This window comes from Microterricola viridarii (genome assembly GCF_001542775.1).
Lineage (GTDB): Bacteria > Actinomycetota > Actinomycetes > Actinomycetales > Microbacteriaceae > Microterricola > Microterricola viridarii_A.
Map to the genome: position 1 here is coordinate 329,978 of NZ_CP014145.1, position 21,560 is coordinate 351,537.

Annotated in this window: 20 protein-coding genes and 1 riboswitch; of the genes, 10 read left to right on the top strand and 10 right to left on the bottom strand. The window is 69.1% G+C overall.

Annotated features, from left to right (window positions below; all coding sequences use genetic code 11):
• The first annotated feature begins 28 nt into the window (after positions 1 to 28).
• From AWU67_RS01485 to nagB, 6 genes are all read left to right on the top strand, one after another.
• The gene (locus AWU67_RS01485; protein WP_067225776.1) at positions 29 to 1,333 is read left to right on the top strand and encodes an extracellular solute-binding protein; all 1,305 of its coding nucleotides are present in this window, start codon (positions 29 to 31) and stop codon (positions 1,331 to 1,333) included.
• 131 nt (positions 1,334 to 1,464) lie between these two features.
• Entirely contained in the window at positions 1,465 to 2,421 is a 957-nt protein-coding gene (locus tag AWU67_RS01490) for a carbohydrate ABC transporter permease (RefSeq protein ID WP_067225778.1), read from the top strand.
• The gene (locus tag AWU67_RS01495) at positions 2,418 to 3,335 is read left to right on the top strand and encodes a carbohydrate ABC transporter permease (protein ID WP_067225782.1); all 918 of its coding nucleotides are present in this window, start codon (positions 2,418 to 2,420) and stop codon (positions 3,333 to 3,335) included. Before AWU67_RS01490 ends, AWU67_RS01495 begins: the two co-directional genes overlap by 4 nt.
• A complete protein-coding gene (gene nagZ / locus AWU67_RS01500; RefSeq protein ID WP_067225785.1) occupies positions 3,332 to 4,864 on the top strand; it encodes a beta-N-acetylhexosaminidase in 1,533 nt (510 codons plus the stop codon). The genes AWU67_RS01495 and nagZ overlap by 4 nt, the downstream gene beginning before the upstream one ends.
• On the top strand, positions 4,861 to 5,847 hold the full coding sequence (locus AWU67_RS01505; RefSeq protein ID WP_067225789.1) for an ROK family protein: 987 nt from the start codon (positions 4,861 to 4,863) through the stop codon (positions 5,845 to 5,847). The genes nagZ and AWU67_RS01505 overlap by 4 nt, the downstream gene beginning before the upstream one ends.
• The gene (gene nagB / locus AWU67_RS01510; protein WP_067225792.1) at positions 5,847 to 6,632 is read left to right on the top strand and encodes a glucosamine-6-phosphate deaminase; all 786 of its coding nucleotides are present in this window, start codon (positions 5,847 to 5,849) and stop codon (positions 6,630 to 6,632) included. The genes AWU67_RS01505 and nagB overlap by 1 nt, the downstream gene beginning before the upstream one ends.
• Before the next feature lie 109 nt (positions 6,633 to 6,741).
• Here the strand turns inward: nagB and AWU67_RS01515 are convergent, their stop codons facing one another.
• Together AWU67_RS01515 and purU are read right to left on the bottom strand one after the other, a co-directional pair.
• Positions 6,742 to 7,119, bottom strand: a complete 378-nt coding sequence (locus AWU67_RS01515; protein ID WP_234407313.1) for a YrdB family protein — start codon at positions 7,117 to 7,119, stop codon at positions 6,742 to 6,744.
• 22 nt (positions 7,120 to 7,141) lie between these two features.
• Entirely contained in the window at positions 7,142 to 7,975 is an 834-nt protein-coding gene (gene purU, locus AWU67_RS01520) for a formyltetrahydrofolate deformylase (protein ID WP_067225799.1), read from the bottom strand.
• Between the two features lie 244 nt (positions 7,976 to 8,219).
• Here purU and AWU67_RS01525 point away from each other — a divergent pair, with 244 nt between their 5' ends.
• Positions 8,220 to 9,425 carry an MFS transporter gene (locus tag AWU67_RS01525; RefSeq protein ID WP_067225803.1) on the top strand — a complete coding sequence of 402 codons (1,206 nt, stop codon included), beginning with the start codon at positions 8,220 to 8,222 and terminating at the stop codon, positions 9,423 to 9,425.
• 10 nt (positions 9,426 to 9,435) lie between these two features.
• On the opposite strand, the gene nagA is transcribed toward AWU67_RS01525, so the two are convergent.
• Genes nagA through AWU67_RS01555 form a run of 6 tightly spaced genes read right to left on the bottom strand, consistent with a single transcriptional unit; the run spans position 9,436 to position 15,067 of the window.
• Positions 9,436 to 10,623, bottom strand: a complete 1,188-nt coding sequence (nagA, locus tag AWU67_RS01530; protein ID WP_234407314.1) for an N-acetylglucosamine-6-phosphate deacetylase — start codon at positions 10,621 to 10,623, stop codon at positions 9,436 to 9,438.
• The gene (locus AWU67_RS01535) at positions 10,620 to 11,408 is read right to left on the bottom strand and encodes a DeoR/GlpR family DNA-binding transcription regulator (protein WP_067225809.1); all 789 of its coding nucleotides are present in this window, start codon (positions 11,406 to 11,408) and stop codon (positions 10,620 to 10,622) included. The genes nagA and AWU67_RS01535 overlap by 4 nt, the downstream gene beginning before the upstream one ends.
• Complete coding sequence (locus AWU67_RS01540) at positions 11,405 to 12,262, bottom strand: class II fructose-bisphosphate aldolase (protein WP_067225812.1); 858 nt, start codon at positions 12,260 to 12,262, stop codon at positions 11,405 to 11,407. The genes AWU67_RS01535 and AWU67_RS01540 overlap by 4 nt, the downstream gene beginning before the upstream one ends.
• A complete protein-coding gene (locus AWU67_RS01545; protein ID WP_067225816.1) occupies positions 12,259 to 13,206 on the bottom strand; it encodes a 1-phosphofructokinase family hexose kinase in 948 nt (315 codons plus the stop codon). Before AWU67_RS01545 ends, AWU67_RS01540 begins: the two co-directional genes overlap by 4 nt.
• The gene (locus AWU67_RS01550; RefSeq protein WP_234407315.1) at positions 13,203 to 14,162 is read right to left on the bottom strand and encodes an ROK family protein; all 960 of its coding nucleotides are present in this window, start codon (positions 14,160 to 14,162) and stop codon (positions 13,203 to 13,205) included. The genes AWU67_RS01545 and AWU67_RS01550 overlap by 4 nt, the downstream gene beginning before the upstream one ends.
• Positions 14,159 to 15,067, bottom strand: coding sequence for an SIS domain-containing protein (locus tag AWU67_RS01555; protein ID WP_067225823.1), 909 nt, complete (start codon positions 15,065 to 15,067; stop codon positions 14,159 to 14,161). The genes AWU67_RS01550 and AWU67_RS01555 overlap by 4 nt, the downstream gene beginning before the upstream one ends.
• Before the next feature lie 373 nt (positions 15,068 to 15,440).
• Here AWU67_RS01555 and AWU67_RS01560 point away from each other — a divergent pair, with 373 nt between their 5' ends.
• From AWU67_RS01560 to AWU67_RS01570, 3 genes are read left to right on the top strand one after another with little or no spacing between them, the layout of a single operon-like run.
• Positions 15,441 to 16,697, top strand: a complete 1,257-nt coding sequence (locus AWU67_RS01560; protein WP_067225826.1) for an extracellular solute-binding protein — start codon at positions 15,441 to 15,443, stop codon at positions 16,695 to 16,697.
• A gap of 40 nt (positions 16,698 to 16,737) precedes the next feature.
• On the top strand, positions 16,738 to 17,688 hold the full coding sequence (locus AWU67_RS01565) for a carbohydrate ABC transporter permease (RefSeq protein ID WP_067225829.1): 951 nt from the start codon (positions 16,738 to 16,740) through the stop codon (positions 17,686 to 17,688).
• A 2-nt stretch (positions 17,689 to 17,690) separates the two neighbouring features.
• Entirely contained in the window at positions 17,691 to 18,611 is a 921-nt protein-coding gene (locus AWU67_RS01570; RefSeq protein WP_234407316.1) for a carbohydrate ABC transporter permease, read from the top strand.
• A gap of 96 nt (positions 18,612 to 18,707) precedes the next feature.
• Here AWU67_RS01570 and AWU67_RS01575 read toward each other — a convergent pair whose 3' ends face one another.
• Both AWU67_RS01575 and AWU67_RS01580 read right to left on the bottom strand, forming a co-directional pair.
• Positions 18,708 to 19,538 carry an endonuclease domain-containing protein gene (locus tag AWU67_RS01575; protein WP_067225832.1) on the bottom strand — a complete coding sequence of 277 codons (831 nt, stop codon included), beginning with the start codon at positions 19,536 to 19,538 and terminating at the stop codon, positions 18,708 to 18,710.
• Positions 19,539 to 19,715: 177 nt separating this feature from the next.
• Entirely contained in the window at positions 19,716 to 21,269 is a 1,554-nt protein-coding gene (locus AWU67_RS01580; RefSeq protein ID WP_067225835.1) for a beta-N-acetylhexosaminidase, read from the bottom strand.
• A 129-nt stretch (positions 21,270 to 21,398) separates the two neighbouring features.
• A riboswitch (ZMP/ZTP riboswitch) is annotated at positions 21,399 to 21,483 on the top strand.
• Positions 21,484 to 21,560 lie beyond the last annotated feature (77 nt).

Genomic DNA, 21,560 nt, shown 5'->3' on the forward strand with positions numbered 1-21,560 from the left:
CACCCAACCAAGAGTAAAGGAATCCGCAATGAAGAGAAGGTATGCAGCCCTCGCACTGGGCACCGCAGCGGCACTCGTTCTTGCTGGTTGCAGCGCAACCACCGGCAACGAAGGCGGTAACACCGGCGGTACCGCCGAGGGTCAGAACATCACGCTGTGGCTGATGGGTGGCGACACCCCGGACACGCTCCGTGACTACCTCAAGACCGAGTACAAGGACGCCACCGGCGGCACCCTCACGATCGAGGAGCAGGGCTGGGGCGATGCCCTCGCCAAGCTGACCACCTCGCTGCCTGACGCGGCGAACACCCCCGATGTCGTCGAGATCGGAAACACCTGGTCGCCCACGTTCACCAACGTTGGCGCGTTCAGCGACGTCAGCGACCTGGTCGACGAGCTCGGCGGCGACAAGCTGATCCAGTCCTTCGTCGAGGTCGGCAAGGTCGACGGCGCCAACTACGCGCTGCCGTACTACTTCGGCTCGCGCTACAACTTCTACCGCAAGGACATCTGGGCTGCAGCCGGCAAGACCGTCCCCACGACCCTCGCCGAGTTCGACGAGACCGTGAAGGCGCTCCGCACCGACGGCCAGTCCGGCTTCTACATCGGTGGCTCCGACTGGCGCAACGCCATCTCCTGGATCTTCGCCAACGGTGGAGAGCTCGCGGAGAAGGACGGCGACAAGTGGACCTCCACCCTCTCGTCCGAGAACAGCCAGAAGGGCATCGCCCAGTTCGCCGAGCTGTTCAAGGGTGCGTCGCTCGCACCGGCGACCGAGTTCGACAGCACGCCGTGGGTCAACATCAACAACAACGAGGCGACCGGCGCCCCCGAGGCCGCGACGATCATCGCTCCGGGCTGGGCTCACTGGTCCATCGGTGACCTCGCCGCCGACCCCAAGGACGCAACCAAGACGGTCGCGACCTGGAACGACGACGTGTTCGGCACCTTCGTGCTCCCGGGTGTCGACGGCGGCGCAGCCCCCGTCTTCGCCGGTGGCTCGAACATCGCCATCTCGGCCGCCAGCAAGAACCAGGAAGGCTCGCGCGAGCTGCTGAAGATCGTCTTCTCCCCGGAGTACCAGCAGCTCCTCGGCGAGAACGGCCTCGGCCCGGCCAACCTGGACTACGCATCGGCTCTCGGTGACGACCAGTTCGCCGCTGCACTGATCGAGTCCGCTGCCTCCTCCAAGCTGACCCCCGCCGCTCCCGGCTGGGCAGCTGTCGAGGGTGCCGCACTGCTCGAGGAGTTCTTCGGCAAGGTCTCCGCCGGCGGCGACATCAAGGCGCTCTCCGCTGAGTACGACGAGAAGATCACCGCGCTGCTCAACTAGCAGCATCCGTAACACCAGCAACACCAGCAACACCAGTTACACCAGCAACACCAGGGGCCGCGGGAGGACATTCCGCGGCCCCTGCCCCTGAAACCATCGCTTTCGCTCGCACCAGAAAGGAGGATGAGACAATGAGCTCTACCGTTGCCACCGCGCCGGAGCAGGCCACGAAGCAGGACAGCCGAGTCGCCAGACCCCGGCGCCGCGTCCCCGCACCCTACTTCCTCCTCATCCCATCCGTCGTCATCCTCCTGATCGGCATGGGCTATCCGCTCATCTGGCAGACCATCACCTCCTTCCAGGAGTTCGGCCTGTCGCAGCAGTTCGGCCAGCCCGCGCCCTTCGTCGGCTTCGCGAACTACATCGAACTCGCCGGCAACCCTGTCATGTGGGGCGTGGTCGGCCGTTCGCTGCTGTTCATGGCAGTGACCGCGATCATCACGCTCGCCGTTGGACTGCTGCTCGCAGTGCTGATGACGGCCGTCGGCAAGGTCGTGCGCCTCACCCTGCAGATCTCGCTCCTGCTCGCCTGGGCGATGCCAGTCGTCGCCGCCATGACCGTGTGGATCTGGCTCTTCGACCGCCGCCGCGGCGTCGTCAACTACCTGCTCGACATGATCCCCGGCGTCGAGATGAACCGCTTCGCCTGGCTCGAGAACCCCTTCACCTTCTTCATGGTCGCGAGCATCATCGTGATCTGGATGTCGGTGCCGTTCGTCGCATTCTCCGTCTACGCGGGCCTCACCCAGGTCTCCGACGAGGTGCTCGAGGCCGCCCAGCTCGACGGTGCCAGCGGCTGGCAGCGCCTCCGGTTCATCATCATGCCGATGATCCGCCCGGTCATCGCCATCGTGCTCCTGCTGCAGCTCATCTGGGACCTGCGCGTCTTCACCCAGATCACGATGCTGCAGGACGCCGGCTCCCGAGCCTCTGAGTTCGACCTGCTCGGCACCTACATCTACAAGCTCGGCGCCGGATCGCAGGACTTCGGCATGGCCTCGGCCGTCTCGATCTTCGTGCTCCTGCTCACGTTCGCGATCAGCTGGTACTACGTGCGCAGCCTTCTCAAGGAGGACGAACAGTCATGACCACCGCAACCACCCCCAACCACACGCAGCTCCTGACCTCTGGTCGGTCCGGCCGCGCCGCGAAGCTGCGCACCCGTCAGCCGCTGCGTCTGAGCCGCGTGCTCTACTCGGTGCTCGCCATCGTCATCGCCCTCGGCTGGGTCTTCCCGGTCTACTGGATGATCAACTCCTCGCTGCTGCCCAACCGCACGCTGCAGTCCTTCATCCCGACCTTCGTGCCCATCAACGGTTCGCTGAACAACTACTCCAACGCACTGGAGAACGGCTCGTTCTTCTCGGCGCTCGGCATCAGCCTCTCGGTCACCCTCATCGCCGTGTTCTTCTGCCTGCTCTTCGCTTTCCTCGCTGCGGTGGCCATCAGCCGCTTCCGGTTCAAGGGTCGCAAGAGCTTCGTCCTCGCCGTCCTTATCGTGCAGATGCTGCCGGCCGAAGGCCTGTTCATCGCCCAGTACAAGATGGTGGCCAGCGTCGGGCTGCTGAACTCCATCATCGGCGTGAGTGTCATCTACACCGCCGCCGTCGTGCCGTTCACGATCTGGATGCTGCGCGGCTTCGTCGCCGGCATCCCGGCCGACCTCGAAGAGGCAGCCATGGTCGACGGCCTGAGCCGCACCCAGGCGTTCATGCGCATCACCTTCCCGCTGCTGGCCCCCGGGCTCGTCGCATCCGGTGTCTTCGCCTTCCTCCAGGCCTGGAACGAGTTCACGGTGGCCCTCGTGCTGTTGCCGGCCGAGGCGATGCAGACGCTGCCGCTGTGGCTGCGCGGATTCATCCAGGCCAGCGCCACGCGTGAGACGGACTGGGGCCAAGTCATGGCCGCCTCGACGCTCGTCGCGGTGCCCGTCATCGTCTTCTTCCTCATCGTCCAGGGTCGCATGACCAGCGGGCTCGTCGCGGGGGCGGTCAAGGGATGACGCTGCTGGAGAGCGATCCGAGCACGCAGGAAGCACTGCGAGGCCGGATCGCCAGAACACTGCTGCCCGGATTCGTGGGCCCGACGCTGCCGGACTGGCTGGAGGAGCGCCTGCGCGGCGGGCTGGGCGGGGTCTGCCTGTTCGGAACCAACATCGAGTCGATGCCGCAACTGCGCGCGCTGACCGCCGCCATCCGCGCGGCCAACCCGCTCGCCGTCATCGCCATCGACGAAGAGGGCGGCGACGTCACCCGGCTGTACTACGCCGTCGGCTCGCCCTACCCGGGCGCAGCGGTGCTCGGCCGCGCCGACGACCTCGCACACACGGAGAACGTGGGCAGGCTGGTCGGCTGGGAGCTGCGCCGGACCGGCTGCACCCTCAACTTCGCCCCCTCCATCGACATCAACTCCAACCCGAACAACCCCGTCATCGGTGTGCGCAGCTTCGGCGCGGACGCCGCCACCGTCGCCGCGCACGGCGCCGCATGGATCCGCGGGCACCAGCAGACCGGTGTGGCCGTCAGCGCCAAGCACTTCCCCGGCCACGGCGACACCGCCGTGGACTCGCACCTCGCACTGCCGGTGATCGACCGCAGTGCCGCCGAACTGCGTGAGCGCGAGCTCGTGCCGTTCCGCGCCGCGGTCGCCGCCGGGGCCCGCACCATCATGAGCTCGCACATCCTGCTGCCGCAGCTGGACGCCGAGCTGCCCGCCACGTTCTCGCGCACAATCCTGCAGGGCCTGCTCCGCGAGGAGCTCGGCTTCGACGGCGTCATCGTCACCGACGCCCTCGACATGAAGGGCGCCAGCGGCGAGCACGGTATCGCCGAGGCGGCCGTGCTGGCCCTCGCGGCCGGTTGCGACCTGCTCTGCATCGGCACCGAGAACACCGACGCACAGCTGGCCGAGATCGAGGAGACCGTGCTGGCCGCCCTGGCCGCCGGGCTCATCGAGCCCGAGCGCATCGCCGAGGCCGCTGGCCGCGTCATCCGCCTGGCCGAGGAATCGCTCGCACTCGAGGCCAGTGTGCCGGTGCCGGATGCCGTCGATCCGGCCGTTGACCCGACGCTCGCCGCGGCGCGCGTCGCCGCGACCTTCCACGTCTCGGACGACGCGGCGCGCTGGCTCGCCGCCGGCGGCTCCGCACCGAGCATTGTTCGGATCGACACCGAGGCGAACATCGCCGTCGGTGTCGCCCCGTGGGGCCCGTTCGCCGCCCTGAACGACGAGGCGGGCAGCGACCCGCTCTGGGTCGGGCCGAACGTACACATCGTCGCGGAGGGCGCCCCTGCGCTCCCGCAGCTTGCCCACCGCGTCATCGTCGTCGGCAAGGACAACCACCGGCACGACTTCGCTCGCGCCGCGATCGACGGCATCCGTGCCAGCGGTTCCGACGTGCTCGTGGTCGACATGGGCTGGCCGTCCGACGAACTCGACTACGCCGATATCGCGACCTTCGGCGCCTCGCGCCTGCTCGGCCACGCCCTGCTCGAACTGCTCGGCGCGCCGGCGGGGGAGCGCGCAGCGTGAGAATCGGCGTTGACATCGGCGGCACCAAGACGGCTGCCATCGCCGTGGCCGACGACGGCAGCTTCGGCGAACCGCTGCGTCGGGCCACCGGCTTCGGGGCCCGTGAAGTGCTGGACAGCGCCGAGGCCAGCGTGCGTGCCCTCGCGGCCCGGGCCGGCCTCGACGTCTCGGCGTTCACCTCGATCGGCGTCGGCATCCCCGGTGCCGTCGACAACGCGAACGGCATCGTTTCGCACGCCGTGAACCTGGGCGTCTCCGAGCTGGCGCTCGGCCGCGAGCTGGGCGAGCGCATCGGCGTGCCCGTGCGGGTCGAGAACGACGTGAAGGCGGCCGCGCTCGGTGCGCACCGCTTGACCACGGACACCCTGGCGACGGCCAGCCTGGAGGCGGATCGCCCGGCGTTGGACCGGCCAACCGCTGACGGCGTGGGTGCCGCATCCGGCAACCCGGTCGGCGGCAGCATGGCGTACCTCAACCTCGGTACCGGTTTGGCTGCCGGCATCGTGCAACAGGGGGTGCTGCTGCGCGGCGCCACCGGAACCGCCGGAGAGATCGGGCACCTGCCGATCGACCCTGCCGGGGTGCTCTGCGGCTGTGGCCAGGTGGGCTGCTTGGAGACCGTCGCATCCGGTTCGGCCATTACCCGAATGTGGCCGAGCCGGGCCGAGTACCCGGCGTTGGAGCTGTTCGAGCTGGCCGCGGCCGGCGACGCCCGCGCGCTCGCTGTGCAGCGCACATTCTTCGAGGGAGTGGCGGCCGGGGTGCGCACCCTCGTGCTCACCGTCGACGTCGACCGGGTCGTGATCGGCGGCGGATTGAGCGCCCTCGGCGACCCGCTGCTTCGCGGCGTTCGCGGTGTACTGGCAGACTGGTCTTCGAGCTCACCGTTCCTTGCCTCCCTGGCCCTGTCCGAACGCGTGCGGCTCATCCCCATCGGATTTCCTGCCGCAGCCTTCGGCGCGGCATTAGTAGGAGTGAAATAGTGGCTGAAATCGTCATTGTCCAGAACGCGGATGCCGCCGGCGAACTGGTCGCCGACGCGATCCTGCGCCTGGTCGCCCGCACCCCGGACGCCGTGCTCGGGCTGGCAACGGGTTCGACCCCGCTGTCGAGCTACCAGGCGTTGGCGGCCAAGGTCGCCGCGCAGCGCGTGGACCTCGGATCGGTGCGTGGATTCGCGCTCGACGAGTACGTCGGCATCCCGGTCGAGCACCCGGAGAGCTACCGCTCGGTGATCAACCGCGAGGTGGTGCAGCCGCTCGGCATGAACCCGGAGCTCGTGCACGTGCCGAACGGTGCGTTGGACGGCATCCAGACCGCGGGCGACGAGTACGAGGCGGCGATTCTCGCGGCCGGAGGCATCGACCTGCAGATCCTCGGCATCGGCCGCACCGGCCACGTCGGCTTCAACGAGCCCGGCTCGTCGCTGTCGTCGCTGACGCGCACGAAGACGCTCACCGAGCAGACCCGCATCGACAACGCGCGCTTCTTCGACTCCATCGACGAGGTGCCCGTGCACTGCATCACGCAGGGCCTCGGCACGATCCTGCGGGCACGCCACCTGGTGCTGCTGGCCTTCGGCGAGGCCAAGGCCGACGCCATCGCCGCCGCTGTCGAGGGCCCCGTGACGGCCAGCCAGCCCGGATCGGTGATACAGCTGCACCCGCACGCCACGGTCATCGTCGATGAGGCCGCCGCCTCCAAGCTCGCGAACATCGACTATTACCGCCACGTGTGGAACACCCGCTTCGACTGGGAAGAGCTCTAAAGGCTCACCCCGGCACACAGAAGCCCCGCATCTCGCTGAGATGCGGGGCTTCTGTGTTTGGTCTAATGCGCCGTTTGGTCGAATGCGCCGGTTGAGTCGCGTGCGCCGGCTAGATGCGGCGGCGGCCGTTGACCACGCCGCTGACCGTGGCCAGCAGGGCGAAGCCACCGGCGACGATGGGCTGGCCCATGCCCCACCAGGCGAGGGCGACGGAGCCCATGACGATGATCTCGAACAGGGCGCGGCCGAATGCATCGACCTGGAACACGGCCTTGGGTGAGAGGAACAACGCCCAGAGCAGCACGGCGAGAAGCGGTGCGCCGATTCCGAACGCGATGCCGGGCCACGGCATCGGCCACTGGGTGAAGCCCCAGATCGCCAGCGAGACGACGGCGACGATCTCCAACAGGAAGCGGACGATGTCGTTCGGGGTCACGCGGGCTGTCGCGAGTGCGGTCGGGTTCGAAGTTTCGGGCGTATCGGTCACCCCACAAGCCTAACCGGAGTGGCTAGCGGAAGATGATCGTGCGGGCGCCGTCCAGCAGCACCCGATCCTCCGCGAACCACTTCACGGCCTGGGTGAGCGTGCGGCTCTCCTCGTCCTGGCCGATGGCGACCAGTTCGGCCGGGCTGCGGGAGTGGTCGACGCGCACCACATTCTGTTCGATGATCGGCCCCTCGTCGAGGTCGCTGGTGACGAAGTGCGCCGTCGCGCCGATCAGCTTGACGCCGCGGGCGTGCGCCTGCTTGTAGGGGTTCGCGCCCTTGAAGCCGGGCAGGAAGCTGTGGTGGATGTTGATGGCGCGGCCCTCGAGGGCGGCGCACAGCTCGGGGGAGAGGATCTGCATGTACCGGGCCAGCACGACCAGCTCGATCTCGTGCTCGGCGACCGCGCGGAGCACGCGCTGTTCGAAGGCGGCCTTGCTGGCGGCATCCGTCACCGGGTGCGCCTCGAACGGCACTCCGTAGAAGCCGGCCAGGTCGCGCAGGCTGCCGTGGTTGGAGAGCACGAGAGGGATGTGCACCGGCAGCAGGCCGGCCCGCTGACGGAACAGCATGTCGTTCACGCAGTGCGCCGCTGTCGAGGCCAGCACGAGGGTGCGGAGCGGCCGACCGACGACGTCCAGGCGCCAGTTCATGGCGTAGTGCGCGACGACGGGGGCCAGGGCCGCCTCGAGCACCCCGCGCGCCGCCAGGGTCTCGATCTGCAGCCGCATGAAGAAGCGGCCGGTGTCGTTGCTGGCGAACTGCTGGCTCTCGGTGATGTTGCCGCCGGCCTGCACCACGGCGCCACTGATCGCGTGCACGATGCCCGGACCGTCGACGCAGATGAGCGTCAGCACCCAGTGATGTTGGGCAGGCGGGGCGTGAGGGCGGCGTCGAACTCCATCCCTCCAGCCTAGCCAGTCCGAGCCGTGGCGCGTGTGGCGCGTGCCGTAGGCTGGATGCGGTCGCGCGAACGCGCACGGCCCTGGGCGCGCACAACAGCGCGTAGTCGACCCGCCCCTCTCCTGCAGCTCCTGCTCCGGCTGAGTGCCTCCTTCTCCCGAGGTTGAGGCGGGGAACGCCATTCATGGGTAATCACGAATGACTGAAACATCTCCCTCCCGCACGACCCCGCCCGCATTCCCCTGGGTGGGGCTGCTCACCCTGGCCGTCGCCGTGTTCCTCTCGATCACGATCGAGATGCTGCCGATGGGCCTGCTTCCCGACATGAGCGCCGAGCTCGGTGCCAGCGAGCCGGAGGTCGGCCTGCTGGTGAGCGTCTTCGCCTTCACCGTCGTCCTCTCCAGCGCCCCGCTGATGGCCCTGACCCGCCGACTGCCGCGGCAACCGCTGCTCGTCGGGGTACTGGTGATCCTCGCGCTGTCCGCCGTGCTGACGGCCATCGCCCCCAGCTACGAGTTCATCGTGGCCACCCGGGTGCTCGGCGGCGCCGCGCACGGGCTGTTCTGGTCCATCGTCGGCGCCTACGCCGGTCACCTGGTGCCCAAGGAGCAACTGGCACGCGCCGTGGCCATCACCACGGCGGGCGGCTCGCTCGCCTTCGTGCTCGGCGTCCCGCTCGGCACGGCGCTCGGGCACGCCTTCGGCTGGCGCGTGGCGTTCGCCGGAATCGCCGGCCTCACCCTCCTCGGCGCCCTCCTGGTCTGGCGGCTGCTGCCCGGCGTGCAGCACCGGCACGCTCCGGCCGACGGCGCCGAGCAGGTCTCGGTGCGCCGCGACCCGACCCTCGTCGGCGTGATCGTGGTCTGCGTCGTCACCGGCGTCGTCATGATCGGCCAGTACGCGGTCTACACCTACATCGCGCCATACCTGATCGAGGTGCTCGGGGCGGATGCCGCGGCCGTCGGCCCGCTGCTGTTCGGCTACGGCATCGCCGGCGCGCTCGGCCTCCTGCTCGCCGGCACGGTGCTCGGCCGGCACCCGACCCGCGGCCTGCTCATCGCCTTCGCCGGCGTCGGCGTCGGGGTCGCCGCGCTCGCCCTGTTCAGCGAGACGCCAGCGCTCGCCATCGCCGCGTTCCTGTTCTGGGGCGTGGCCTTCGGCGCGCTGCCGCCGATGCTCAACACGCGCCTGTTGCACACGGCATCCGCCCGCATCAGGGACGCCGCAGCGGCGTTCTACACGACGGCGTTCAACCTCGGCATCGGCGGCGGCGCGCTGCTCGGGGCGGCGCTCTACGCCACCCTCGGGCTGCAGGCACTGCCCTGGGTGTTCGTCGGCATCCTGGCGCTCTCCTTCGTGCTCGTGCTGGTCACCTCGAGGCGCCCGCACGTGCACCCGCACTAGCTGGACTGCATCAGACCAGCTGCGCCCCGTTGGCCCAGACAGCCGCCACGGTGAAGTCGTCGTTCAGGATGAGCGCGTCGGCGGCGAACCCGGCCGCGAGCGTGCCGAGGTCGTCGCCGCGCCCGATGGCGCGGGCGGGGACGGCCGTGACCGCCTCGATAGCGGTCTCGATGCCGATGCCGACCTCGGTGACCGCGCGGCGCACCGCGTCGTCGAGGGTGAGCGTCGAGCCGGCGATGGAGCCGCCGTCGACGAGCCGGGCGACGCCATCCGTGACGGTCACCGCGAGGGCGCCGAGGAGGTAGTCGCCGTCGGCCGATCCGGTCGCCGCCATGGCATCGGTGATGAGCGCGATGCGACCGGGGGCGGCGTTGAACGCCATCCGCACGACTTCGGGGTGCACGTGCGTGCCGTCGTTGATGACCTCGAGCGTGACGCCGCCGGCGTGCATGGCGGCGGCGACGGGGCCGGGGGCGCGGTGGTGGATGCCGCGCATGCCGTTGAAGGCATGAGTCAGGATGCTGGCCCCGGCGTTGAAGGCCGCGAGGGCCTGGTCGTAGTCGGCGGCGGTGTGGCCGACGGCGACGGCGACCCCCGCGTCGACCAGGCGGGCGATCGCCTCCTGAGCGCCCGGCAGCTCGGGGGCGAGGGTGATCTGGCGGAGGGTGCCCGAGGCGGCATCCAGCATCGCATCCAGCTCGGCGGGGGCCGCCGAGCGCAGCAGCGCCTCGTTGTGCGCGCCCTTGTAGGTGGTGTCGAGGAACGGGCCCTCCAGGTGTGAGCCGAGCACCAGCGGGTCGATCGAGGCCAACTCCGCGACGGTGCGCAGGCTGCCGAGCAGTGCCGGGCCGGTGTTGGTGACGAAGGAGATGACCGAGCGGGTGGTGCCGTGCGCGCGGTGCACGGCGAGCGCGGCGCGGATGCCGTCGATGCCGTCGTCGAAGGCGGCGCCGCCCGCGCCGTGGCAGTGGATGTCGACGAAGCCGGGGGTGAGCCAGCGGCCGCCTGCGTCGGTGACCGCGGTCTCTGCGGAGGCCAGCTCGCGCCAGCCGTCCCCGCTGCCCACGGTGAGCACGCGTTCGCCGGAGAACGCCACCCAGGCGTCCGCGGTGATCTGCCCGCCGGTGACGAGGCGGGCGGAGTGGATGACGATCGTTGCGGGGCTGAGGGGATTCGGGTTCACGGCATTAGTGCTCACTGAGCGATGATCACGTCATATCCGTGTTCGGTCAAGGCGGCGCGCTGTTCTGCGGTGATTCCGGCGTCGGTGATGACGGTGCCGAACAGCCGGGCGTCGCCCATGGCGGCGAAGGCCTTCTTGCCAATCTTGCTGGAATCCGTCACAAGCACGGCGCGGGCGGCCCTGGAGGCCATGAGCCGGTTGACGCTGGCCTCGCGCTCGTCCTGCGTGGTCGCGCCGAGCACCGGGTCGAGGCCGTTCGCGCCGATGAAGGCGATGTCCAGCGTCACGCTGTTCAGTACCGCCGCGGCGTAGTCGCCGACCAACTCGTAGGAGCGCGCGTGCACGACGCCGCCGGTCATCACCGTTTTGATCTGCGGACGCATCGCCAGCTGGGAGGCGATGTTGATGGCATTGGTGACGACGGTCAGATTGGCCTGCGGGCCCGCCTCGGCCAGATCGGGCCGGATGCCGAGCGCGGAGGCGATCACCGTCGATGTCGTGCCGCCGGAGAGGCCGACGACGGCGCCGCGCGGCGTCATGGCGCTGGCCGCCCTGGCGATCGCCGACTTCTCCTCCGCGTGCTGCTGCAGCTTGTAGCGCAGCGGGAGGTCGTAGGCGACGGTCTGCCCGATCGCCCCTCCCCGGGTGCGGGTGAGGAGGTTCTGCGCAGCCAGTGTGTCCAGGTCGCGGCGCGCGGTGGCGGGCGAGACGTCGAGTCGGCTGACGATGTCGTCCACCTCGACCTGCCCGTCGGCGGCGAGCAGGTCCAGGACGGCGTTGAGTCGTTCGGCGCGGTTCATGCCAAGACCTCCATCGGGGTGCGCAGGGCGAACAGTTCCAGCAGCCTGGCCGCCTCGGCGGTGACCGCCGCCCGGCCAGTGGCGATGTAGGTGCGGGAGTCGACCACGGCGGGGTTGGCGTGCAGGTAACCGCGCAGCGCCTCCGTGAAGTGCACGTTCAGGTGTGTGGACACGTTGATCTTGGTCATGCCGGCCAGGATGGCAGCCTGGATCTGCGCGTCGGATGCCCCGGAGGAGCCGTGCAGCACGAGCGGCACGTCGAGCGCCGCGCGCAGCTCGGCGATCAGCGCGGTGTCGAGGCTGGCGGAGCGCTCCGTCATCGCGTGCGAGGATCCGACGGCCACGGCGAGGGCGTCCACGCCGGTGGCGGCGACGAACGCCGCCGCCTCGGCCGGGTCCGTGCGCACGCCGGGGGCGTGGGCGCCGTCCTTGCCGCCGACCTTGCCGAGCTCTGCCTCCACGTAGACGCCGGCGGCGTGCGCGCGCTCGACGACCCGCGCGGTGATGGCGACGTTCTCGGCGTAGGCCAGGTGCGCCCCGTCGTACATGACGGAGCCGAAACCGAGGTCGATGGCCCGGTAGGCGAGCTGCTCGTCCTCCGCGTGGTCGAGGTGCACGGCGACCGGGGCGGTGGAAGCACCGGCGATGGCGAGCGTGGCCAGGGCGATCGGCTCCAGCGCGCCATGGTAGCCGGCGCAGTTCTCGGAGATCTGCAGGATGACGGGCAGCCCGGCGGCCTCGGCGGCGGCAACCAGCGCCTCGGCTGTCTCGAGGTGGATCACGTTGAACGCGCCGATGCCGGTGCCGGCGGCCGCGGCATCCGTCATCAGGGTGCGGGTCGGGGTCAGCGTCATGAGGGGGTCTCCGTGTGGCGTTCGATGCGGATGGTGGTCGACAACTCGTCATGCAGGGGGGAGATCTCGCCGGCCAGCGGCATGAGCACCGCGGCGGCCGACCACGCCGTCGCCCGGCGCAGGATCGCCTCGGCGGGCGGGGTGGCACCCGGCGACTCCGCGAAGCAGCTCGCGACGGCGGCGACGGCGGCGTCGCCGGCCCCGGTCGGGTTGCCGGCCAGCGGCTCGGGCAGCCGGGCGCTCAGGTGGCCGGACGGGTCATCGGCGCTGACCGCGATCATGCCGGCGCTGCCGAGCGAGAGCAGCACGAGCCGGGCGCCGCGCGCGATCAGGGAGCGCGCGCCGCGAATCGGGTCGGCGATGTCAGTGGCCGCGACGAGCTCGTCGCGGTTCGGCTTGAGCACCGTGGCGCCCGCATCGGCGGCCGCGAGCAGGGCGGGGCCGGAGGTGTCGATAATGCTCGGGATGCCGGCCGCCGCGGCCCGGCGCACCAGCCCGGAGTAGAAGTCGGTGTCGGCACCGGGCGGCAGGCTGCCGGAGCCGACCAGACAGCTGGCGCCGGGAAGCGCATCGTCGACGGCGGCCAGGAGATCGGCCCACTCGGCGGCGCTGTGGTCCTCGCCGTACTCGTTGAAGATACTGGTCTCGTCCGCGCCCGCGTCGTAGAGGGCGAGGGAGCGTCGGGTGCTCGCAGCGACGGGAACCAGGGTGTGCGGGACGCCGCTCGCGCTCAGTTCGAGTTCGAGTTCTGCCCCGGTCGTTCCGCCCGCGGTGGCGATGGCGAGAACGGCGAGGCCCTGCTGGTCGGCGACGCGCGCCACGTTGAGACTCTTGCCGCCCGCACGGGCCATGCCGCTCGGCACCCGGTGGGTGGCGCCGGGCTCGATCCTGTCCACCCACCAGGTGAGGTCGAGGGCGGCGTTGGGGGTCACAGTGATGATCATGCCGTGTGCTCCGTCTGGACCAGGTCGCGGGCGCGCAGGGCCGCCCCAATGAGTCCGGCATTCTCGCCGATCTGGGCGGCGACGATACGCGGCCGGCGGTGGAAGGTGAGCATGCCGTCGAGGGCCGCCTCCAGCGGCTCGAACAGGGCGGGTCCGGCCTGTGCGAGCCCGCCGCCGAGCACGACGACCTCGGGCGCGATGATCGTGATGACCTGGGCGATGCCCAGTGCCAGGGCGTGCACGGCCTCGTCCCAGACCGCCTGCGCGAGCGGGTCGCCGGCCTGGGCGCGCTGCAAGACGGCACGGGCGCCTTCCGCAGGCGTGCCGCTGCGCTCGGCGTAGCGGCGCGCGATCGCGCCGGCCGAGGCGATCGCCTCCAGGTGGCCGCGGCCGCCGCACGAGCAGTCGGGGCCGTCCGCCACGATGGAATGGCCGATCTCGCCGGCGTAGCCGCCGGCGATGTGCGGCCGGCCGTCGACGAAGAAGGCTCCGGCAAGACCGGTGCCGATCACGAGGACGGCGGCGTCCTGCGTGCCGCGGGCCGCCCCGAGGCGGAACTCGGCCTCGCCGGCTCCGCGCACGTCATGGCCGAAGGCGACGGGCAGGCCGAGGAGCTCCACGCCGAGGTCGCGGAACGGTGCGTCCCGCCAGCCCAGGTTGGCGGCGAACACGCCGATGCCGTTTTCATCGTCGACGAGCCCCGGCACGATGATGCCCGCCGCGCGCGGGGCGACGGCGGGGAACTCGCGGGCATACCGGGCGGTGATCTCGGCCGCGAGGGCGAGGACCGCGCTCGGGGTCTCTGCACCGGCAAGCGGTGTCGGTGTGCGGGTCAGACCGAGCATGGTGCCGTCCCCGGCGAACAGTGCGGACTTCGTGTCGGTGCCGCCGACGTCGAAGGCGACGACGGCGGCACCGGGGCCGAGCGGGTGTGGGGGCATGGGAGCGGGAATCACTCGCTCAGGATGACAGAACGCGTGAGGTTGCGGGGTGCGTCGGCGTTCAGACCCTTGGCGCGGGCGCGCTCCAGCGAGACGCGCTGGGCGCGGATCAGGTCGGCCAGCGGGTCGAGCGAGCTCGTCTCGAAGCGTGCGCCGGTGCGCGCGACATCCGCCGCCAGCCCCACCGGGGCCTCGCCGAACATCCAGGTGACGCGGCCGGGGGCGGCGATCGCGATCGGGCCGTGGCGGTACTCCATCGCCGGGTAGGACTCTGTCCAGGACTGTGAGGCCTCGCGCATCTTGAGGCCGGCCTCGTGGGCGAGCCCAACCGTCCAGCCGCGGCCGAGGAAGGTGTACTGCTCGGCGGTGAGCAGCTCCTCGTCGAGCGGAGCGTCAACGGCGGTCTGGGCGTCGGCGATGGCGGTGTCCAGGTTCTCGCCGAGCGACGCGCGCAGGAACGTGAGGGCCGTGGTGGCGAAACGGGTCTGCACGACGGACTGCTCGTCTGCGAAGGGCAGCTTGACCAGATCGTCGACGTCGTCGACGAAGGGGGAGTTCACGTCGCCGACGATGCCGATGATGCGCTTGGCTCCGCGCTGGGCGCGTACCAACTCGAGCACCTCTGAGGTGGTGCCGGAGCGTGTCAGCGCGATGATCGCGTCGTAGTCGCGGTCGACGAAGGCCTCGGATGCCGCATACGCGTCGGTCACACCCTGGCCGCTGCGCTCGCGCAGCTCGGCATAGGCCTGTGCCATGAACCAGGACGTTCCGCAGCCGACGATGGCCACCTTCTGCCCGGCGGCAGGCATGAGCTCCTGCTCCGCGGTGAGCGCGGCGGCACGCGCCCACACCTCGGGCTGCGAGGCGAGCTCGAGCGCCATGTGCTCCGGCGCTGAGACGGTGTGCTGGGGGTCGGTCATGAGTTCTCCTGGGGTGTTGGGGGCCGGGGCAGCCCGTTCGAGGGCGAACTCACGGTGACTGCAGAACTGATTGATACTGACTGTAACTCTCGCATACTAATCATATGAATGCGCATAAGGCGACGATTGCTCGCAAAAGGTTGATTTGTAAAGGACCTATATAAAAAGCAGGTAACGATTCGGACGCGGTGTTGACGGGCGGGCCATCGCCCGACATGCTTTCGATCACCCAGTGAATGATCGTGATTGTTTGCTGGCCCAAATGGTCATGAAACATCACACCAGCATGCTGGGTAATTGTTTCCGGCGAAACGCACTGTCGCGTGAGGCTCCTTCGCCGGCAGCGCATCCCAATACGAGTGAGGAAGCACTAATGAAGAAGACTCTGCGCGTCGGAGCCATGGTCGCCACGGCGGCACTGGCAACCATGACGCTCGCATCCTGCGGATTCGGCGGCGGCGCGGGCGAGGGCGGCGGTGACGCCAGCGGTTCGGCTGTCACCCTGAATCTGCTCGTTCCCAGCTACTCCGACAACACCCAGGGACTCTGGGAGGACGTCATCGCCGGTTTCGAGGACGCCAACCCCGACATCAAGGTCAAGCTCGAGGTGCAGTCGTGGGACAACCTCGACTCGGTCATCACCACCAAGGTGTCTGGCAACCAGGCGCCCGATATCTACAACGGCGGCCCCTTCGCCGGCTTCGCCGCCGATGACCTGCTCTACACGACCGAAGAGGTCGTCTCGCCGGAGACCTTCTCCGACTTCCAGGACACGTTCATCGACAACGCCTCGGTCGACGGAACCGCATACGGACTCCCGCTGATCGCTTCCGCCCGCGCGCTGTTCGTCAACAACGACCTGCTGGAGCAGGCCGGCGCGAAGATCCCCGCCACGTGGGACGAGCTGCTCGAATCGGCCAAGAAGGTGTCAGCACTCGGCAACGGCATCGCCGGCTACGGCATGCCGCTCGGCTCCGAGGAGGCGCAGGCGGAGGCCGCCGTGTGGCTCTGGGGTGGTGGCGGCACCTTCGGTGACGCGAAGACCATCACGGTCGACACCCCCGAGAACCTGGTGGGCGCCGCATTCATTCAGAAGATGGTCACCGAGGGCGCCACCCAGGCCGACGCCGGGTCGACCGACCGCAGCCCGCTGATGGACATCTTCGTCCAGGGCAAGATCGGCATGCAGGTCGGCCTTCCGCCGACAGTCGGGCAGATCGCCAAGGGTAACCCGGACCTCAACTACACGATCGCCCCGATCCCCACCCAGGACGGCAGCGCCCTCACCGTCGGCGTCGCCGACCACCTGATGGCGTTCAAGAACGACGGCACGAAGCAGGAGGCGATCACGAAGTTCTTCGACTACTACTTCTCGCCCGAGGTCTACGTGCCGTGGGTGCAGACGGAGGGCTTCCTGCCCACCACGAAGTCCGGTGCCGAGCAGCTCAACGGCGAGGAGTCGCTGAAGCCGTTCCTCGACGCGCTGCCCGCCGCGGAGTTCTACCCGAGCACCAACGCCAAGTGGTCCGCCACCGACGCAGCGTTCAAGGCGCTCTTCGGCCAGCTGGCACAGGGCAAGGATGCCGCGGGCGTACTCGCCGAGATCCAGGCGCAGTCCGACGCCGGATAAGCAAGAGAACCGACACCGTGGGATCGATGAAAGCAGCGAGATGAGCAAGACAACGAAGCAGAAGACATCGATCCCTGCGGGGGCGGCCACCGGCCGCCCCCGCAGCGGGACGGGCGGGAAAGACCTGCTCGACGCGCTGCCGTGGATCGCCCCCGTGCTGGCCCTCATCGTCGGCGTGGTGTTCTTCCCCGCCGGCGTCATGTTCTACAACTCGACCCGCGACATCAGCCAGAGCGGGATCGACAAGGGGCCCGTCGGCTTCGACAACTACCTCGAGGTCTTCAACTTCGCCTATTTCTGGCCGATCTTCGGCAGAACGATCGTCTGGGTCCTCGCCGTCGTCGTGTTGACCGTGCTGCTCTCGCTCGCGCTCGCACAACTGCTGAACAAGGCGTTCCCCGGCCGTCAGCTGGTGCGGCTCGCCGTGATCGTGCCCTGGGCGGCATCCGTGGTCATGACGACGATGGTCATCTACTACGGCCTCGAGCCGTACTTTGGAATCATCAACAAGTTCCTGGTGGACGTCGGCCTCATCGACACCCCGGAGGGCTTCGGCTGGACGAGGAACGCGGACACGGCATTCGCCTGGTCCATCGTGATCGCCGTCTTCGTCTCGCTGCCGTTCACCACCTACACGATCCTGGCCGGCCTGCAGGGCGTGCCGGGCGACGCCATCGAAGCCGCCAAGATGGACGGGGCCAGCCCGTCCCGCACCTATTTCAGCATCGTGCTGCCGCAGCTGCGTGGGGCGATCAGCGTCGCCGTGCTGATCAACATCATCAACGTGTTCAACTCACTGCCCATCCTCAAGGTGATGACGGGCTCGATACCCGGCTACGACGCCGACACGATCATGACGATGATCTTCAAGTACATCCAGAACCAGCACAAGCTCGACGTTGCCAGTGCGCTGAGCGTCGTCGCGTTTGTGATCGTGATCGTGATCGTGGCGATCTACGTCAAGGTCGTCAAGCCCATGAAGGAGGTCTGATCGTGAGCACCGCGACCCTGCCGGAGCAGAGTACCCACGCCTCGGCCGTCCCCAGGCCGCCCGTCAAGCGCAAGCGGCGCTATACCGAGGACCAGGTCTCGGCCGGCAAGGTCGCCTGGCGGATGGCCGCCGGCCTGGCCGTGCTGCTGATCTTCATCCTGCCGTACGTCATCATGTTCTTCGGCTCGGTCAAGTCCAAGTCCGAGATCCGCTCCGTCGACCCTACCTACCTGCCGACGGAGTGGCACTGGGAGAACTACATCACGATGTGGTCGACGCCAGAGACACCTCTGGTGCAGAACCTTGTGTCGACGATCGTCATCTCGGTCTTCGCGACGCTGCTGGTGCTGCTCGTGGCGCTGCCCGCCGCCTACTACACGGCCAGGTTCAAGTTCCCGGGCCGCATGGTGTTCCTCTTCCTCGTGATCGTCACCCAGATGCTGCAGCCGGCTGTGCTGACCTCCGGGCTGTTCCGCCAATTCGTCACGCTCGGGCTGGCGGACACCTGGCTCGCGATGATCCTCGTCAACGCGGCCTTCAACCTGTCGTTCGCGGTGTGGATCATGCACAGCTTCTTCGCCGGCATCCCCAAGGAGGTCGACGAGGCCGCCCAGATCGACGGGGCGTCCCGACTCACCGTGCTGTTTCGGATCAACCTGCCGCTGGTGTGGCCCGGCATCGTCACCGCCATCGTGTTCACCTTCGTCGCGTGCTGGAACGAGTTCGCGGCGTCGCTGGTGATCCTCTCCACGGCCGGCAACCAGCCGCTCTCCGTCGCGCTGACGAAGTTCGTCGGTCAGTACGAGACCAGCTGGCAGTACGTCTTCGGCGTCTCGATCGTGGCGATCATTCCCGTCGTTGTGCTGTTCATGCTGATCGAGAAGCGCCTTGTCGGTGGACTGACCGCAGGCAGCGTCAAGTAGCCGTCGCGCCTCCGCGGGAGGTGAAAGTGGGCGAGGGAGGCCCGATTCTTCGGAACCGGCCTCCCTCGCTCGCTTGTGCCTCCGGTGTGGGCGTGGTCAGCGGGCCAGGTGTGCCCCGCGCGCCATCGCGGCGAGGATCTGTGCCTCCACGGTGGGCCAGTCGAACAGGATCTGCTTGTAATCGAAGCGGAGAACCGTGTAACCGCGCAGCACGAGGCGGCGATCCGCGGCGATGTCCCTCCCGCGCTGATCGGCCTGATGGTAGGCGAAGCCATCGATCTGGAGGACGAGCCGTTCACCGATCAGCCCGTCGAGCCGGTGGCCATCAACCAGCACCTGCTGTTGCACCCGGATGCCGAGCCGCTCCAGGCGTACCCGCGGGATCGTCTCGATGCCTGAGTAGGAGAGGCTGGTGCTCGCCGTTCGCACACGGTTCGCGGCGGCACTCCGGAGGTGCAGGCCCGCCAGGTACTCGGGGCTGAACGCGTCGCGGTTCTGCGCCGACTCCCACACCGCGAGCGCATTTTCGAAGGGTTGGCAGTCGGCGATATGCACGAGCGCATTCTCCAGGGGCTCGACGAGGCCGTACCGCGGGCTCGGCAGGGGGCCTCTGCCCCAGTGGGCCCGGTGCGGGCCCGCATCGAAGTGGCCGGCATTGGGCGGAACTGAGAGGTGTAGCAGGCCGTCGTCCAGATGCCAGAGCCCGAAGTGTGCCGCGGCGCTCAAACAGCTGAGTCGCGCCCCGAGTGTGGCCGCCACGAGGAGGTTCTCGGGGGCCGCGGGGGTCGCGAGCCATCGACGGCGGATGCGGCGGACTCGGCGTTCGGCGATCGCGGCGCGCATGGCATAGCTGGTGTAACCGGCGCGTTCCACGTCGTAGAGGTGGGCGGTCCCGGAGTGGGTGTTGAGCCAGTCGGCGAGGTGCATGCGTTCAGTGTCGCCCGCAGCTCCCGTTCGCGGAATGTCCGCGGGGCCCGCTGTGCACAACTCGCGTGCGGGGCGCCCTGTGGACAGCTCCCGTTCGCACGGGCGGGAGGTGATGGTGAGCAGGGGAGGCCACTCCGCGCGCGAGCGGCCTCCCCTGCTCACTCTTGCCTCCCGCGGCTAGCGCCGGCTCAGTTCGGGGGAGCGGTGGTAGCGGACGCCGAGGGCGTCGAGCCGCTCCACGAACGCGGCGAGGCGGGGCGAGAACTCCGCGAAGCTGCGCGTGGCGGCATCCGGGGCAGCGCCAGGGACGCCTGCCGGGGCGGGCGACCAGGCGATCTCGGCGATCGGAGCCAGCCGGGGGAACACCATGAACTCGACGTCGTCGATGCCGTCGAGCGTCTCCGTCCAGACCGGGGCCTCCACGCCGAGGATGGCGGCCTCGTCGAGGCCGGTCACGATGGCGGTCGGCTCCCAGGAGTACGCCTCCTCGACCGAGGTGGGCCCGTCGGCCCAGAGCTGGCCGAGCCGGTCGGTGTCTGGGTAGTGCATGTCGAGGTAGCTGACGTCGGACGGCGACATGATGACCTGGCCGCCCTGCTCGACGAAGCTCAACGTGTGCGGTGCGGCATCGGCCCGCGGGGTGACGAAGTCCCAGTACTGCCCGATGGTTCCGGGCGCCAGCTCGCGCGACTGCCCCATCTCGTGCCACCCGATCACGGTCTTGCCCGAGGCCGCCCCGATCTCGCTGGCTCGGGACACGAACGCAGAGAACTCCGCACTGCTGAGCTGCAGCGACTCGTCGCCGCCGAGGTGGATGTACGGGCCGGGCGTGATCTCGGCGAGCTCGCGCACGACGTCCTCGACGAAGCGCCAGGTGGCGTCCGCTGTGGTGTCGACGGTGCTGAATCCCACCTCGACGCCGCGGTAGGGCTCGGTGGCGACGCCACCGATGTTGAGCTCCGGGTAGCTGGCCAGCGCGGCATTGGTGTGCCCGGGCAGGTCGATCTCCGGCACGAGCGTGATGAAGCGGCTGGCCGCGTAGTCGACGATCTCGGTGTAGTCGGCCTTCGTGTAGAAACCGCCGCCACCCAGCACCGACGTCGAGGCACCGATCTCGGTCAGTCGAGGCCAGCTGTCGATCTGCAGCCGCCAGCCTTGGTCGTCGGTCAGGTGCAGGTGCAGCACGTTGAGCTTCAGCAGGGCGATGTCGTCGATGTAGCGCTTGACCGCGGCCACGCTGAAGACGTTGCGGGCGACGTCGAGCATGGCGCCCCGGTAGGCGAAGCGGGGCGCGTCCTCGATCTGGACGGCCGGCGTGGTCCATTCCACGTCGTCGGACACGCGGGTGGAGCCGTCGAGGGCGGCCTCGATCCGGGCCGGGAAGAGCTGGCGCAGCGTCTGCACGCCGGAGAAGAGCCCCTCGGCGCTCGCCGCGGTCACGGTGATGCCGTCGGCGTCGGCGTGCAGCGAGTAGCCGGGCGCCGCGGAGTCGTCGATGACGAGGCGGATGCCGGGGGCCGCGGCATCCGCGCCCAGCGGATTCACGGCCAGCTCGAAGCCGGTGCGCGGGCGCAGCAGCTCGCCGAGGTACTCGCCGACGGCCGCAGCAGCGGAGAGCTGCTCGGCGGAGTCGCCGGTCGCGGAGATGGAGCTCTGCGCCCCCAGGGTGAAACCGTCGCCGGGGAGTTCGGTCACCGAGGCGGGTGCTGGCACGATCGCGATGTTGGGCATGCGTTCCTTCTCTGCTGTGCCGGCAAGCCGGGAATCAGTTGCCCGAGTATGTCAAGTTTCCTTACTACTGCGCAAGTGCTCGCGGCCTACCCGTCCGGGGTTCCGGGCGGCCCGGGGGAGCCGCTAGGCTGGACGCGTCGCAACTGGCGTTCGGATGGGTCACCATCGGGGAGCGACTGATCACGGTTAGTGGCCGCACGCCTGGGCCACGACGACTCGCTTTATCCTGTTAAAAACCGGGTAACGCGTGAAACACGTCCACCGTTTGATCAGTACCCCTTCATTAGGAGT

Bases quoted from the DNA above. Each gene is read 5' to 3' on its own strand.
- AWU67_RS01485 (WP_067225776.1), top strand. From the start codon at position 29: ATGAAGAGAAGGTATGCAGCCCTCGCACTGGGCACCGCAGCGGCACTC.
- AWU67_RS01490 (WP_067225778.1), top strand. From the start codon at position 1,465: ATGAGCTCTACCGTTGCCACCGCGCCGGAGCAGGCCACGAAGCAGGAC.
- AWU67_RS01495 (WP_067225782.1), top strand. From the start codon at position 2,418: ATGACCACCGCAACCACCCCCAACCACACGCAGCTCCTGACCTCTGGT.
- nagZ (WP_067225785.1), top strand. From the start codon at position 3,332: ATGACGCTGCTGGAGAGCGATCCGAGCACGCAGGAAGCACTGCGAGGC.
- AWU67_RS01525 (WP_067225803.1), top strand. From the start codon at position 8,220: ATGACTGAAACATCTCCCTCCCGCACGACCCCGCCCGCATTCCCCTGG.
- AWU67_RS01535 (WP_067225809.1), bottom strand. From the start codon at position 11,408: ATGAACCGCGCCGAACGACTCAACGCCGTCCTGGACCTGCTCGCCGCC.
- AWU67_RS01540 (WP_067225812.1), bottom strand. From the start codon at position 12,262: ATGACGCTGACCCCGACCCGCACCCTGATGACGGATGCCGCGGCCGCC.
- AWU67_RS01545 (WP_067225816.1), bottom strand. From the start codon at position 13,206: ATGATCATCACTGTGACCCCCAACGCCGCCCTCGACCTCACCTGGTGG.
- AWU67_RS01555 (WP_067225823.1), bottom strand. From the start codon at position 15,067: ATGACCGACCCCCAGCACACCGTCTCAGCGCCGGAGCACATGGCGCTC.
- AWU67_RS01560 (WP_067225826.1), top strand. From the start codon at position 15,441: ATGAAGAAGACTCTGCGCGTCGGAGCCATGGTCGCCACGGCGGCACTG.
- AWU67_RS01565 (WP_067225829.1), top strand. From the start codon at position 16,738: ATGAGCAAGACAACGAAGCAGAAGACATCGATCCCTGCGGGGGCGGCC.
- AWU67_RS01575 (WP_067225832.1), bottom strand. From the start codon at position 19,538: ATGCACCTCGCCGACTGGCTCAACACCCACTCCGGGACCGCCCACCTC.
- AWU67_RS01580 (WP_067225835.1), bottom strand. From the start codon at position 21,269: ATGCCCAACATCGCGATCGTGCCAGCACCCGCCTCGGTGACCGAACTC.